This window comes from Streptococcus parasalivarius, assembly GCF_054785155.1.
Window position 1 is genome coordinate 1 of the sequence record NZ_BAABOB010000014.1, and the last position, 12,724, is coordinate 12,724.

The following is a 12,724-nucleotide window of genomic DNA, read 5'->3' on the forward strand; positions in this document are numbered from 1 at the left end:
ACGATTTATTCTTGTAAATTGACAGGTTATAATTTCTTCTATCATAACCCTGCACTTGGTTTCTTATTCAGTTCTCAAAGGTCTTTGTCTCTCTTAAGACAACTCCTATATTCTAGCAAATCTAGAACAACTTGTCAACACTTTTTTCGAAGTTTTTTCACTTCTCGTGTTCGCCGCCCCTTCCGAAGCAGCTTATTTATAATATCATCTCTGACTTATCTTGTCAATAACTTTTTTAAAGTTTTGGAACCTTTTCAAGTTTGTGGCAAGTCTGTTAAGACAACTTTTATATCTTAACACCCAATTTTGTTATTGTCAATAGGGTTTTTGAAAAAAATAAAGGAAGCACGTTTCTCAACCTACTTCCCTTTTTTATTATTTGGCTTCAATCAGACCGTAGTTACCGTCTTCTCGTTTATAGAGAACATTAGTTGTATGATCTTCGCTATCAGTATAGATAAAGAAGTCATGACCCAATAATTCCATTTGAAGGATGGCTTCTTCAACATCCATTGGTTTCAACTCAATGTTTTTAGTTCTTACAACTTCAACAGCTGGTGCTTCTTCAACTTGTTCGTTATTAAAATCAGCTGAGAATACTTCTCCTGTTGGAACTTTTTCACGATGCTTACGTGCAATTTTTGTTTTGTTTTTACGGATTTGTCTTTCAATCTTATCAACCACTAGGTCAATAGAACCATACATATCTTGCGAAACATCTTCTGCTCTTAGTGTTACAGAACCTATTGGAATAGTAACCTCTACTTTAGCTGTCTTTTCGCGATAAACCTTAAGATTTACACGTGCATTCAATTCTTGGTCTTCGTTGAAGTATTTTTCAACTTTGCTAAGTTTACTTTCAACATAGTCACGAAGTGCTTCAGTTACTTCGATGTTTTCGCCACGGATACTATATTTAATCATAAAAGACCTCTTTCTCGCTTGTTAGCGTTTTCTTTATCTTTATTATATCCTTTTCATGAAAATTTGCAAGGATTTTTATTATCTAGCTAGTGAAAAGGTCAAAACTTCTTTAATACCTCTACCTTCTAACAGTTGAACCATCTGATATAAAGTGGAACCCGTTGTATAGATATCATCCACTATAATAATCTTATCTGGTAGATTTATACCTTCCTTGAGACAGAATGCATTATCTTGACTTAGACGCTCCTCGCGTGTTTTTGAGGATTGCTTCTCAATATCTCTTTTCTCAAAGATATCCCGATAGGGAATTCCCTCTATCAATCCCTCAACTTGGTTGAATCCTCTTTCTGCCAAGCGTTCTTCCGATAATGGGACTGGCGCTATGGTATAACCTTTCTTCAAAAATGGTTTTAAGTTGTTTTTAATATCTTGTTGAAATATTTTTCTAAGACAATAGTCTCCCATAAATTTATAGCGACTAAAATACTCTTTCATATTTTCTTCATATCGATAAATAGCAAGGTGCTTAGGAATATAGCCTTTTTTCATCCAAAGTTTACAATCAATACAAGCATCTCCATATAACTCTTTGTTACAATTTTGACATCTTTCTTTTGAGAGGTTTTTAAACTGATGTTTACAAGATCGGCAAGAGTACTCTTTTCTTTGGTTAAACATAATGAGGTCTCTTAATTTTGGTAGCGATTCAATCCAATCATTACATAGCAGACACTTCATTGTTAAACCCTCCTTTTTTATTCATAACCTTTATCTCTTCTCGACACCGAAGCATTGATTTGGATAGTCCTTCATGAAAGAAATAAAGCTTTCCTGTCGGTCTATCTGGTGATCTTCCAACTCGACCTCCAATCTGAATAAGACTCGAACTAGTATATAAGTGATGATTTGCCATACAAACAAAAACATCTACTTGTGGAAAGGTTACACCACGTTCGAGGATAGTTGTTGTAACTAAGATAGACAGTTCTTTTTCTCGGAACTTCTCTACGATAGTTGAACGCTCCTCGCTTTTTGAGGAAACAAAGGCCATTTTTTCATCTGGAAGATATTTTTGTAGAATACTTGTAAACTTTTCACCTATCGCTATATTTGGAAAGAAGATTAATAGAGGAAATTTTGATTTACGTTGCTTTTTAATCTGATAAAGAAGAGGTCTTGGAAGCTTGCCTCTTGTCAGAGATTTTTGTAATCTGCCCTGCCAGAAGAATTTAGGAAGTACTAAAGGATTTCCATGGAAACGTCTAGCAAGGTGATGTTTTTCTAAAGTCCCAAGTCGAACTTGCTCTTCTAAAGATAATGTTGAAGTCGCTGTTAAGTAAATAAATCGACCGGTTTCGGTCTTCGCCTGTTCTACAGCATGATTTAACATGACATTTCCTACAAAAGGATATGCGTCTACTTCATCTACAATAACTAAGTCAAAACTCTGGTAAAACTTTAGTAGTTGATGTGTAGTAGCTATTACAAGCGGACTACCATCATATGGTTCACTCTCAGCATGAAGCAGGGAAATACTACAAGTAAAATCCCTCTTCATACGTAGAAATAATTCTCGACAAACATCAACCCTAGGACTTGCGATAGCTACATGACCTTTATTTTCCAGAACATAGGCAACGATGTTATAAATCATTTCTGTCTTACCAGCACCGGTCACAGCATGTACGAGACTATCTTTCTGCTTTTGATAAGTTCTCAAAAGTTTCTCTGAGACCTTAGCTTGATAGGGAGTCAGTTCTCCAAACCACTTCAAAACAGGAAATTCAATTTCTGATGTTTTGGAAGGAAAATAATAAAGTTCTTTTCCTTCTTGGTTTCTACCAAAGACAATACATGCTCTACAATAATACTGACCTCCCGGTAATTGCCAATCTTCCTCTATCCGACTGTAACATCTTTTACATCTAAGTTGTTTATCGATCTTTATCATACTTTCTAATGTTAAAGCCTCTGAGTGATAGTTCACTGGCAACTGCTCTTTCGTAAATAGTCGTCCATAATATTCTTTAGGTACCATATCTTTCTATTCGAAAATATGTTTGAATTCATCTTTTTATGATAAAATTTTTTTATGGATTACAAAACTATTGCCAACGATGGAATCGTTGAAGAAGAAATAAAAAAATCTCGTTTTATTTGTCACTTGAAACGTATCAGCAGTGAGGAAGAAGGAAGAGAATATATCGCTCAGATTAAGAAACAGCATCACAAGGCCAATCATTCTTGCTCTGCAATAATCGTTGGTGATGATGGCCAAATTAAGCGTTCCAGTGATGATGGTGAACCTTCTGGAACAGCTGGGGTTCCTATGCTTACTGTTCTAGAAAAACAAGGTCTTACTAATGTCGTAGCAGTTGTGACTCGTTATTTTGGAGGAATCAAGCTTGGGGCAGGTGGTCTTATCCGAGCTTACTCTGGTAGCGTTGCCCATGCTATTGAAGAGATTGGCCGAGTTGAAGTCAAGAAATTAACAGGACTAACCGTAGAGTTAACCTACTCTCAATACCAAGTCTTTTCCAACTTCCTTGAAAAAGAAGGACTCCAAGAATTTGATACAACTTTCTTATCAGATGTTTCTACTACTTTATTTGTCGAAGAGTCTGAGATTGAAAGACTCGGTCAGGAACTAACCGAATTCTATCAAGGGAAAGTTACTTATGAAAGATCTGGAAAGAAAATCGTTGAAATTCCTATCTGATAGTCAAACGTTATCACAGTGATAAAGAAGATGTATTTTACAAGTTGGCCCTACCGTCGTATACTTAGAACCATCAATCAAAGATTAAGAGGATTTTAAATATGACAATTTACAACTCAATTACCGAACTTGTTGGAAAAACACCTGTTATTAAACTGAATTCTATTGTTCCAGAAGGATCAGCAGATGTTTACGTTAAACTCGAAGCATTCAACCCTGGTTCTTCAGTAAAAGACCGTATTGCTCTTCGTATGATTGAAGATGCTGAAAAAGCTGGTACGATTAAACCTGGTGATACCATTGTTGAACCAACTTCAGGTAACACTGGTATCGGTCTTGCTTGGGTCGGTGCTGCTAAAGGCTATAAAGTTGTTATCGTAATGCCTGATACAATGAGTGTTGAACGTCGTAAAATCATCCAAGCTTATGGAGCTGAGCTTGTTTTGACTCCGGGTAGCGAAGGAATGAAGGGTGCAATTGCTAAGGCTAAAGAAGTTGCTGCTGAACGCAATGGTTGGGTACCTCTTCAATTTGCTAACCCATCAAACCCAGCTGTTCATGCGGCTACAACTGGCCAAGAAATTCTTGAAGATTTTGGTGCAGAAGGTTTGGATGCTTTTGTTGCTGGTATCGGTACTGGTGGTACTATTTCAGGTGTTTCAAAAACCCTTAAGGCTGCCAATCCAAATATCAAGGTTTATGGTATTGAAGCTGACGAATCTGCCGTCTTGAATGGTGATAAACCAGGACCACACAAAATCCAAGGTATCTCAACTGGCTTCATTCCTGACACATTGGATACAAAATCATATGACAGTGTTGTGCGTATTCCTTCTGATGAAGCTATCGCAACATCACGTACATTGGGTAGCCAAGAAGGTTTCCTAGCTGGTATCTCATCAGGTGCTGCTATTGCTGCTGCCCTAAAGGTTGCCGCTGAGCTTGGCGAAGGAAAAAAAGTCTTGACACTCTTGCCTGACAATGGTGAGCGCTACCTCTCTACAACACTTTACGATTTTCAAGACTAATAAAAAAGAAGCTGGAGCACAATGCTCTAGCCTCTTTTTATTGTATAAAGTTAAGCCTGTAGTTCATTAATTACTAGAAAAAGTAAGGATTTTAATCTCATTTCCACTGAACTGTTCCTACAAACTTTCTGTTTTTTATCCTTGTTATTAGTCTAACTCTTTTGCTTCTGTTTCTGCAATTTCAGTAACTGTAAATCCTGCTTCTACAAAAACCTTCTTGAGTTGTTCAATCCCAATCTCTCCTTCAACTTGAAGTTCAACACGAAGTACAGTGCCATTTTTAGGGGCAACAATTGTACGTTCAATGTTGAGATTCTCACTAGCAATAAGGTTCGCAATTTTTTCCAAAACACGTGGAGTATCTGGAACTTCCAACCCAATACGAATTCCAGCTTGACCATAACCAGAAATTTCCAAGAAAGCACGAAAGACATCTTTATCTGTGATAATTCCTGAAATTTGGTCATTGTCCACAACTGGAAGGACTCCAACCTTATTTTGAAGCATGATATAGATTGCATCCTCAAGGCTAGCATATTTGGAAACAGTAAGGACATTCTTGATCATGATATCTCCTACTTTTGTCTTATTAAGGAGATAGTTCATTTCATAAATTGACAAGCTTGTTGCTTTTGATGGTGAGGCCTCCGCCATTGTACCTTCTGTAACAAGCCCAACAAGTTTATCGTGTTCAATTACTGGCAAACGGCGCAAACCTTTATCACGCATAATATCTGCAGCTGCTGCAACTGTTGTTTCTGGTGAGACATAAACTACACGTTTCGTCATAAAATCTTTTACTGCCATGTTTCATTTTCCTCCGAATGATTTCTTACTTGTATTATACCACATTAAGTGAAACCGATTGCAATATTTTACTGAAAAATTAGTATTTTACAATCAGCATAAGACGATAGAAAAACGCCCTCGGGCGCTTTTTCTTATCCTCCAAGATAGGCTTTACGAACTTCATCTGATGCAAGAAGTTCTTCACCAGTACCTGAAAGAACCACTTTACCAGTTTCAAGAACATAACCACGATCCGCAATTGACAAAGCCTTATTGGCATTTTGTTCAATCAAAAGAACTGTAGTCCCTTGTGCCTTGATATCTTCGATAATATCAAAAATTTCTTGAATAAAGATTGGAGCAAGTCCCATTGAAGGTTCATCCAAAAGCAAAAGTTTTGGACGACTCATAAGGGCACGACCCATTGCAAGCATTTGTTGCTCACCACCAGAAAGTGTCGCTGCATCTTGATTCTTACGTTCTTCTAGACGTGGGAAACGTTGGAAGACTTTTTTCAAGAGAGCTACGTTCTCTTCTTTATTTGTATGAAGGAAAGCTCCCATTTCAAGATTTTCCATTACGGTTAATCCTGCAAATACATGACGTCCCTCAGGTACTTGAGCCAAACCTTCGGCAACAATCTTACGTGCTGGTGTTTTGTGGATGTCGTTTCCAAGATAAGAAATGGTTCCCTCAGTTGGACGAACAAGACCTGAGATGGTACGAAGAATTGATGTCTTACCTGCACCGTTAGCTCCGATAAGAGTTACGACTTCACCTTCATTAACTTCAAAGCTGACGTTTTTTACAGCTTCGATCGATCCATATTTAATTGAGAGATTTTCAACTTTCAACATTGCCATTATGCTTCACCCCCCAAGTAAGCTTCAATAACACGTTTGTTATTCTTAATTTCATCAGGTGTTCCTTCGGCAATCAAGCGTCCATATTCCAAAACATAAATACGCTCAGTAACATCCATGACCAAACTCATATCGTGCTCAATCAAGATGATGGTAATTCCGAAGTCTTTTTGAATTTGACGAATATGAGCAGTCAATTCAGCTGTTTCTTGTGGGTTCATACCCGCAGCTGGTTCATCAAGGAAAAGAATTTTTGGTTCTGTTGCAAGTGCACGAACAATTTCCAAATGACGTTGTTGTCCGTAAGCCAAGTTTTTCGCAAGTGTATCTGCCTCACCATCCAAATTGAAGATAGCCAACAGTTTCATAGCTTTTGCTTTTAACTCTTCTTCACTTGAATAGTACTTAGGCAAACGCAAAAGAGATGCAAAGAAATTTGAAGGTTGCTTATTTGATAAACCAACAAGAACGTTTTCAAGTACAGTCATGTCTTTGAAAAGACGGATATTTTGGAAAGTACGTGACAAACCGAGTGAAGCGATTTTATAAGGTGCTTTACCGTTTAGGACTGTACCATCAAGTATAACAGTCCCTTCACTTGGCTCATAGACACCTGTCAAAAGGTTGAACAAGGTTGTTTTACCAGCACCATTTGGTCCGATAAGTCCAACCAACTCACCTTCATTGAGTTCCATTGAAACATCACCAACGGCAGTCAAACCACCGAAGTTTTTAGTCAGATTTTTAACTTCAAGAAGTGCCATTTTTATTTGCCCTCCTTAGATTTATTGAAGAATTGTGAGAGATAGAGTTCTTTTGTTCCAAGAAGTCCACCTGGACGGAAGAGCATTACAAGAATCAAAGCCAAGGCGTAAATAATCATACGAAGGTTTGAAACGTTTTGGAGGAACATGTTGATAATACCAAGAACAACAGCGGCAATGATAGTACCTGTGATTGATCCAAGACCACCAAGAACGGCAATGATAAGGTAATCAATTGATTTCATGATGGTGAAGTCTTTTGGCACGACAGTACCGATGTAGCTGACATAAAGTGAGCCAGCAATCGCTGAAATCATGGCACCGATAACAAAGATAAGAACCTTCATTTTTGTGACATTAACACCCATTGACTCAGCAGCAATTTCATCTTCACGAAGAGTGATTGCTTGACGTCCAGTTGCTGAACGTAAGAAATTAAGCACCAAAATTGTAATGATTACCACAAAGAAATAAATTACAGGCCAACTAGTATAAGGAAGGATTCCTGTCAAACCAGCGGCACCATTGGTCAATTCACCACCATTAACGATAATGATACGGATGATTTCAGCCATACCAAGAGTTGCAATGGCAAGGTAGTCACCTTTCAAACGAAGGGTAGGTAGACCAAAAATAAGGGCAACAATAGCTGCGATGATGACACCGACAACCATTGAGAGGTAGAAACCGTCATATGTTGGCATCATACCAGTGATGATAGCTGATGAATAGGCACCAATTGCCATGAAACCAGCTTGCCCAAGTGTAAATTGCCCTGAGAAACCAAGAACCAAGTTAGTACCAAGTCCCATAAGGATTGAGATTCCAATCCCCATTAAGATTTGAATGTAGTAAAGGTTCATGATACCTGAAAGTTCAAGAGCTTTCAAGATAAGGAAGAGCCCAATGATAAGACCAAACCAAATAAGGTTTACTTTTAGATTTTTCTTCATGTCTTACACCTTCTCTTTCACATTTTTACCGAGGATACCCGCTGGGCGAACCAAAAGGATAACAATCAAGACACCATAAACGATGGCATCACGGTAACTTGACAAACCAATTGCAGTTGATAATGTCTCCAAAATACCGATAACAAATCCACCAAGTGCTGCACCAGGGATAATACCGATACCACCAAGAACAGCGGCAACAAAGGCTTTAATACCTGGCGTCATACCCATAAGAGGTTCGATAGAGTTATAGTAAAGACCAATAAGGACACCCGCTGCCCCTGCTAGTGATGATCCAAGAGCAAAAGTGAAGCTAATAGTGTTATTAACATTAATACCCATCAATTCAGCGGCATCACTGTCTACAGATACGGCACGCATAGCTTTACCCATCTTAGTCTTTTTAACAATCAATTGAAGAGCAACCATAAGCACAAGCGCAACTACCAAGATAAGCAATTGCACATTTGTTACAGAGATTGATCCAAGATGATAAGTCTCAATTGCAATCTTTTGAGGGAATGAACGTGTATCTGCCCCTACAAATAGAACCATGATGTACTCAAGGAAGAATGAGACACCGATAGCTGTAATCAAGGCAGAAATACGTGTCGAATTACGGAGCGGGCGATAAGCCAAGAACTCAATAACAACCCCTAAAATCGCACAGACAAGCATAGCAAAGACAAGGGCAACCCAGAAATTCATTCCAAGGCTATTAATCGCATAGTAACCAACGAAGGCACCCATCATATAGATGTCTCCATGGGCAAAGTTAATCAATTTGATAATCCCATAAACCATGGTATATCCAAGGGCAAGTAGGGCATAGATACTACCCAAGATAATACCATTGACTAGTTGTTGGGGAAGTTGTTCAAAAAACATATATAACCAAACTTTCTAGTTCATTTTCAGTATAGATAACAGATTATTTTTCAATTTCAACGGCTTCCGCTGAAACTTCTTCACCATTATCTCTTTTAACCATAAGAGCTGCTTTAATAGGGTTATGATCCTTATCAATCGTCATTTTACCAGTAACCCCGACAAAGTTTTTCAAATGTGCTAAGTTATCAGCAATATCAACTGATGTTTTCGCATCTTTAGATGCTTCTGCAATCATATAAACTGAATCGTACGCTAGAGCAGCAAACATATTTGGTTCAGTTTTGTAAGCTTTTTTATATGCTTCAATGAAACCAGATGCCTTGTCAGAAAGAGCAACATTTGTTGAATATCCTGATACATAGTAGACGTTTGACGCATTCTTTTTACCTGCAAGCTCAGTGAATTTCGCATCACTGAATCCATCAGGTCCAAGGATTGGTTTATCAATTCCAAGGTCACGTGCTTGTTTAGTGATAATACCAGTCTCAGTATAGTAACCAGGCATTACAATAGCATCATAATCAAGGTCTTTAAATTTAGTCAAAGCTGACTGATAATCCTTGTCACCCGAAGCAAAGGTAGCTTCAGTAACAATTTGACCTTTATATTCACGCTTAAATTCATCCGCAATACCCTTGGCATAATCTGAAGCATTATCATAATAGAGAACTACTTTCTTAGCATTCAAATTATTGTAAGAATAAGCTGCCAAAACTTTACCTTGGTAGCTATCTTTAAAGGTTGTACGGAAAACAAATTTCTTAGCTCCGTTAGCATCTACCGTAAGGTCATCCTGTGTACCAGAAGGTGTCAACAAAGGAACCCCTGTTTTTTGTGATACGAGGCTAGCCGCAGCGACAGCACCTGATGTCGCTGGACCAACGATAGCATTTACATTACTCTGAATAGCCAAGTTCGTTGAAGATGTTGAAGCTTCAGCGTTTTCAGATTTATTATCTTTTGTGACAAGCTCAAGTTTTTTGCCATCGACGCCACCAGCTTTGTTAATTTCATCAACAGCCAACTTAATACCATTTTGCTCTGCCTTACCATAGGCTGCAACGGCACCTGTCAACTCCATATTAACACCAATTTTGATGGTATCGCCAATCTTAGTACCATTGGCATTAGCAGTCACATCTGGTGACTTGCCACAGGCAACCAAGAAAATGGAAGCAAAAAAGGCTAACACAATAAGTGTGATCTTTTTAGACATAAGATTTCTCCTTAATATTTTCTTAAAAAAGTCCACCTTATAGCTTACAGAATTATCAGACAATTGTCAACTACACATAACTAAGCTTTAGCCACAGTAATCGTTTCCATTACTTTAAGAATAACTCTTTGAAAATAAAAAAACTTTTCTCCCATTAAAGAGAAAAGTTCTTAAACAGTTCAGGAACTGAGGTGTCGTAGCGTTCCAGACTACCTACAAAGTCCATATCAATATCAGAATAGTAGGAAGGCAGAACTTTTTTCACTGCTTTCATTCCATCGAGCTCTTTCAAAATATCCTCGACCTTGTCCTCATCTACATAAAGGTGCACATAACGCATCTTATAAGAATGGTAGACAACATCCCCAAACTTGGCAATTTTACGTAAGTCTCTATTGTAGTATAGATAAACAATAATGCCTTGACGCTTAATCATGACTCATTTTCTCCTTTATGTTAGTGTCTCCCTTTTTATGATGCGGTTTGTGAGGGGCAAGAGGTAGCCCAGAATCGATAAAAATCTGGTCTGAAACAGCTTGGGCAATCTCCTCACCAAGATTGGCTAAAATAGTCTGCAAATCGAACTCTGCCTGACGATAGCCAATAACCACCTCGTTCAAATCAATTTGGCGCTTCATTCGCAAAAACTGACGTTTCAACTCTCTCACATCTGGTCTAAAAGCCTCGTGCTCCTTAGCAGTATCATAGCTATCCTTTAATTCCAGAAATGCAAAGAGTTGCTCTTGAAGTTCTCTGTCATTTTCGAATTTCTGGCGTTTCAAACGGTAATTTTCTACCTCAGGTAGCTTTAGAAAGTACGAAACAAGACAATCTATAGCTCGATCAATAGCAAGCAACTTCTCATTGATTATTAACATGTTTTCTATTATAACACAAAAAGCCAGATGAAACGGTCCTTATACAACCGATTTGCATCTGACTTTTATTTAAGACAAGCTCAGTCTATTTTAATTGGTTATTAGCCATGATTTCATCGATAAAGCCATATTCAAGCGTTTCTTGGGCACTCATCCAATTGTCACGTTCAGCGTCTACATGAACTTTTTCAATTGGCTGTCCAGAATTATCCGCCAATATTTGCTCCAAGTTATTACGCGTTTTGAGCAAATGTTCAGCTGCGATAGCCATGTCTGTTTGTTGGGTACCACCACCAGTACCACCCATTGGTTGGTGAATCATGTATTCTGCATTTGGTAACATGAAACGTTTACCTTTAGTACCACTTGAAGCGATAATTGTACCCATTGATGCTGCCATCCCCATAACGATGGTCTGAACATCAGACTTGATGAAGTTCATTGTATCAACAATGGCAAGACCAGCTGAAACTGATCCACCTGGTGTATTAACATAAAGATAGATATCTTTTGTATTGTCTTGAGCATCCAAGAACAAGAGTTGGGCGATAATTGAGTTTGCCATATTATCTTCAACAGGACCTGTTAACATGATAATACGATCCTTGAGCAAACGTGAGTAAATGTCATAAGAACGTTCACCACGTGATGTTTGTTCAATAACTACAGGAATCATATGAATTCTCCTTTTAATATTGTCTTGATGTTATTATATGATTTTAGTCAAATTAGGTCAAATAAAAAACATCTTTCTTAGCACTCGTTTAAAAAGAGTGCTAAATAAGTAAAAAACGGGTTATTATTAAGATTTTCCTAAGTCATTACCCTATTAAAAAAAGGGAAATTCTCCCTTTTCAACCTATTTTGTACCAAATAGTCGGTCACCTGCATCTCCAAGACCTGGAACAATATAACCATTCTCATTAAGTTTCTCATCCAAAGATGCTGTGTATATATCGATATCTGGGTGAGCATCTTGCAATTTTTTGACACCTTCTGGTGCTGCAACCAAGCAAACAAACTTGATATTAGCTGCACCACGTTTTTTAAGTGAGTCTACTGCCAAGATTGCTGAACCACCAGTCGCAAGCATTGGATCTACTACAAAGATCTGACGTTGATCAATGTCTTCTGGTAGTTTTACTAAGTACTCAACTGGCTCAAGAGTTTCCTCGTCACGATACATACCAATATGCCCAACTTTAGCTGCTGGTACAAGGCTGAGGAAACCATCGACCATACCAATACCCGCACGAAGGATTGGAACAATCGCCAATTTCTTACCAGAAAGTTGTTTTTGTACAGTTTTGGTAATTGGTGTTTGAATTTCAACCTCTTCGAGAGGAAGGTCACGAGACACTTCGTAACCCATGAGCATAGCAATTTCATTAACTAGCTCACGGAAGTCCTTAGTAGAAGTATCCTCACGACGGAGGATTGAAAGTTTATGTTGAATCAGTGGATGTGAAATAACTTGAAATTTACCCATAATAGTTTCTTCCTTTGCTTTATATTCACTCCATTATATCAAAAAGGCAAAAAAAACGCTTGCTTTACTGCAAACGTTTTTGGCTCTATAATTTCTGTAGTGGGTAAAACCACTGTAGAGATTATGGAGTTTTTTCAATGTACACAAAAAGTCCCATAAGAACTATAATGAAAAGCGACCAAACCATCATTAGGAAGAACTTATGAG

General features: G+C 38.0%; 15 protein-coding genes. 2 read left to right on the forward strand and 13 right to left on the reverse strand.

What is annotated here, in order from left to right:
* Positions 1 to 375: 375 nt before the first annotated feature.
* The 3 genes from hpf to ACYVQ1_RS09995 form a co-directional block, all read right to left on the reverse strand.
* Positions 376 to 924, reverse strand: coding sequence for a ribosome hibernation-promoting factor, HPF/YfiA family (gene hpf / locus ACYVQ1_RS09985; protein ID WP_048674252.1), 549 nt, complete (start codon positions 922 to 924; stop codon positions 376 to 378).
* A 78-nt stretch (positions 925 to 1,002) separates the two neighbouring features.
* Positions 1,003 to 1,665: a ComF family protein gene (locus ACYVQ1_RS09990; protein ID WP_048674254.1), complete on the reverse strand. Its 663-nt coding sequence runs from the start codon at positions 1,663 to 1,665 to the stop codon at positions 1,003 to 1,005.
* Entirely contained in the window at positions 1,646 to 2,965 is a 1,320-nt protein-coding gene (locus ACYVQ1_RS09995; protein ID WP_048674256.1) for a DEAD/DEAH box helicase, read from the reverse strand. The genes ACYVQ1_RS09990 and ACYVQ1_RS09995 overlap by 20 nt, the downstream gene beginning before the upstream one ends.
* A gap of 54 nt (positions 2,966 to 3,019) precedes the next feature.
* Here ACYVQ1_RS09995 and ACYVQ1_RS10000 point away from each other — a divergent pair, with 54 nt between their 5' ends.
* Positions 3,020 to 3,646 carry a YigZ family protein gene (locus ACYVQ1_RS10000; RefSeq protein WP_461250561.1) on the forward strand — a complete coding sequence of 209 codons (627 nt, stop codon included), beginning with the start codon at positions 3,020 to 3,022 and terminating at the stop codon, positions 3,644 to 3,646.
* 101 nt (positions 3,647 to 3,747) lie between these two features.
* Positions 3,748 to 4,674: a cysteine synthase A gene (cysK, locus tag ACYVQ1_RS10005; protein WP_002883742.1), complete on the forward strand. Its 927-nt coding sequence runs from the start codon at positions 3,748 to 3,750 to the stop codon at positions 4,672 to 4,674.
* A 147-nt stretch (positions 4,675 to 4,821) separates the two neighbouring features.
* Here the strand turns inward: cysK and ACYVQ1_RS10010 are convergent, their stop codons facing one another.
* From ACYVQ1_RS10010 to upp, 10 genes are all read right to left on the reverse strand, one after another.
* Positions 4,822 to 5,481 (reverse strand): CBS and ACT domain-containing protein, encoded by a 660-nt coding sequence (locus tag ACYVQ1_RS10010; RefSeq protein WP_461250562.1) that lies wholly within the window; start codon positions 5,479 to 5,481, stop codon positions 4,822 to 4,824.
* 134 nt (positions 5,482 to 5,615) lie between these two features.
* Positions 5,616 to 6,326, reverse strand: a complete 711-nt coding sequence (locus ACYVQ1_RS10015; RefSeq protein WP_461250563.1) for an ABC transporter ATP-binding protein — start codon at positions 6,324 to 6,326, stop codon at positions 5,616 to 5,618.
* Positions 6,326 to 7,090 (reverse strand): ABC transporter ATP-binding protein, encoded by a 765-nt coding sequence (locus tag ACYVQ1_RS10020; protein ID WP_021143582.1) that lies wholly within the window; start codon positions 7,088 to 7,090, stop codon positions 6,326 to 6,328. The genes ACYVQ1_RS10015 and ACYVQ1_RS10020 overlap by 1 nt, the downstream gene beginning before the upstream one ends.
* A 2-nt stretch (positions 7,091 to 7,092) precedes the next feature.
* Positions 7,093 to 8,043 (reverse strand): branched-chain amino acid ABC transporter permease, encoded by a 951-nt coding sequence (locus tag ACYVQ1_RS10025; protein WP_461250564.1) that lies wholly within the window; start codon positions 8,041 to 8,043, stop codon positions 7,093 to 7,095.
* 3 nt (positions 8,044 to 8,046) lie between these two features.
* Positions 8,047 to 8,931 (reverse strand): branched-chain amino acid ABC transporter permease, encoded by an 885-nt coding sequence (locus ACYVQ1_RS10030; protein ID WP_002890014.1) that lies wholly within the window; start codon positions 8,929 to 8,931, stop codon positions 8,047 to 8,049.
* A gap of 43 nt (positions 8,932 to 8,974) precedes the next feature.
* The gene (locus ACYVQ1_RS10035; protein ID WP_461250565.1) at positions 8,975 to 10,150 is read right to left on the reverse strand and encodes an ABC transporter substrate-binding protein; all 1,176 of its coding nucleotides are present in this window, start codon (positions 10,148 to 10,150) and stop codon (positions 8,975 to 8,977) included.
* A 154-nt stretch (positions 10,151 to 10,304) separates the two neighbouring features.
* On the reverse strand, positions 10,305 to 10,586 hold the full coding sequence (locus ACYVQ1_RS10040; RefSeq protein ID WP_461250566.1) for a DUF2129 domain-containing protein: 282 nt from the start codon (positions 10,584 to 10,586) through the stop codon (positions 10,305 to 10,307).
* On the reverse strand, positions 10,579 to 11,028 hold the full coding sequence (locus ACYVQ1_RS10045; protein ID WP_461250567.1) for a YlbF/YmcA family competence regulator: 450 nt from the start codon (positions 11,026 to 11,028) through the stop codon (positions 10,579 to 10,581). Before ACYVQ1_RS10045 ends, ACYVQ1_RS10040 begins: the two co-directional genes overlap by 8 nt.
* Before the next feature lie 85 nt (positions 11,029 to 11,113).
* Positions 11,114 to 11,704, reverse strand: a complete 591-nt coding sequence (locus tag ACYVQ1_RS10050) for an ATP-dependent Clp protease proteolytic subunit (RefSeq protein ID WP_002883818.1) — start codon at positions 11,702 to 11,704, stop codon at positions 11,114 to 11,116.
* A 183-nt stretch (positions 11,705 to 11,887) separates the two neighbouring features.
* On the reverse strand, positions 11,888 to 12,517 hold the full coding sequence (gene upp / locus ACYVQ1_RS10055; RefSeq protein WP_002883819.1) for a uracil phosphoribosyltransferase: 630 nt from the start codon (positions 12,515 to 12,517) through the stop codon (positions 11,888 to 11,890).
* Positions 12,518 to 12,724 lie beyond the last annotated feature (207 nt).

Excerpts from the sequence above, each read along its gene's own strand:
- hpf (WP_048674252.1), bottom strand. The coding sequence starts at position 924 with ATGATTAAATATAGTATCCGTGGCGAAAACATCGAAGTAACTGAAGCA.
- ACYVQ1_RS09990 (WP_048674254.1), bottom strand. The coding sequence starts at position 1,665 with ATGAAGTGTCTGCTATGTAATGATTGGATTGAATCGCTACCAAAATTA.
- ACYVQ1_RS09995 (WP_048674256.1), bottom strand. The coding sequence starts at position 2,965 with ATGGTACCTAAAGAATATTATGGACGACTATTTACGAAAGAGCAGTTG.
- ACYVQ1_RS10000 (WP_461250561.1), top strand. The coding sequence starts at position 3,020 with ATGGATTACAAAACTATTGCCAACGATGGAATCGTTGAAGAAGAAATA.
- cysK (WP_002883742.1), top strand. The coding sequence starts at position 3,748 with ATGACAATTTACAACTCAATTACCGAACTTGTTGGAAAAACACCTGTT.
- ACYVQ1_RS10010 (WP_461250562.1), bottom strand. The coding sequence starts at position 5,481 with ATGGCAGTAAAAGATTTTATGACGAAACGTGTAGTTTATGTCTCACCA.
- ACYVQ1_RS10015 (WP_461250563.1), bottom strand. The coding sequence starts at position 6,326 with ATGGCAATGTTGAAAGTTGAAAATCTCTCAATTAAATATGGATCGATC.
- ACYVQ1_RS10020 (WP_021143582.1), bottom strand. The coding sequence starts at position 7,090 with ATGGCACTTCTTGAAGTTAAAAATCTGACTAAAAACTTCGGTGGTTTG.
- ACYVQ1_RS10025 (WP_461250564.1), bottom strand. The coding sequence starts at position 8,043 with ATGAAGAAAAATCTAAAAGTAAACCTTATTTGGTTTGGTCTTATCATT.
- ACYVQ1_RS10030 (WP_002890014.1), bottom strand. The coding sequence starts at position 8,931 with ATGTTTTTTGAACAACTTCCCCAACAACTAGTCAATGGTATTATCTTG.
- ACYVQ1_RS10035 (WP_461250565.1), bottom strand. The coding sequence starts at position 10,150 with ATGTCTAAAAAGATCACACTTATTGTGTTAGCCTTTTTTGCTTCCATT.
- ACYVQ1_RS10040 (WP_461250566.1), bottom strand. The coding sequence starts at position 10,586 with ATGATTAAGCGTCAAGGCATTATTGTTTATCTATACTACAATAGAGAC.
- ACYVQ1_RS10045 (WP_461250567.1), bottom strand. The coding sequence starts at position 11,028 with ATGTTAATAATCAATGAGAAGTTGCTTGCTATTGATCGAGCTATAGAT.
- ACYVQ1_RS10050 (WP_002883818.1), bottom strand. The coding sequence starts at position 11,704 with ATGATTCCTGTAGTTATTGAACAAACATCACGTGGTGAACGTTCTTAT.
- upp (WP_002883819.1), bottom strand. The coding sequence starts at position 12,517 with ATGGGTAAATTTCAAGTTATTTCACATCCACTGATTCAACATAAACTT.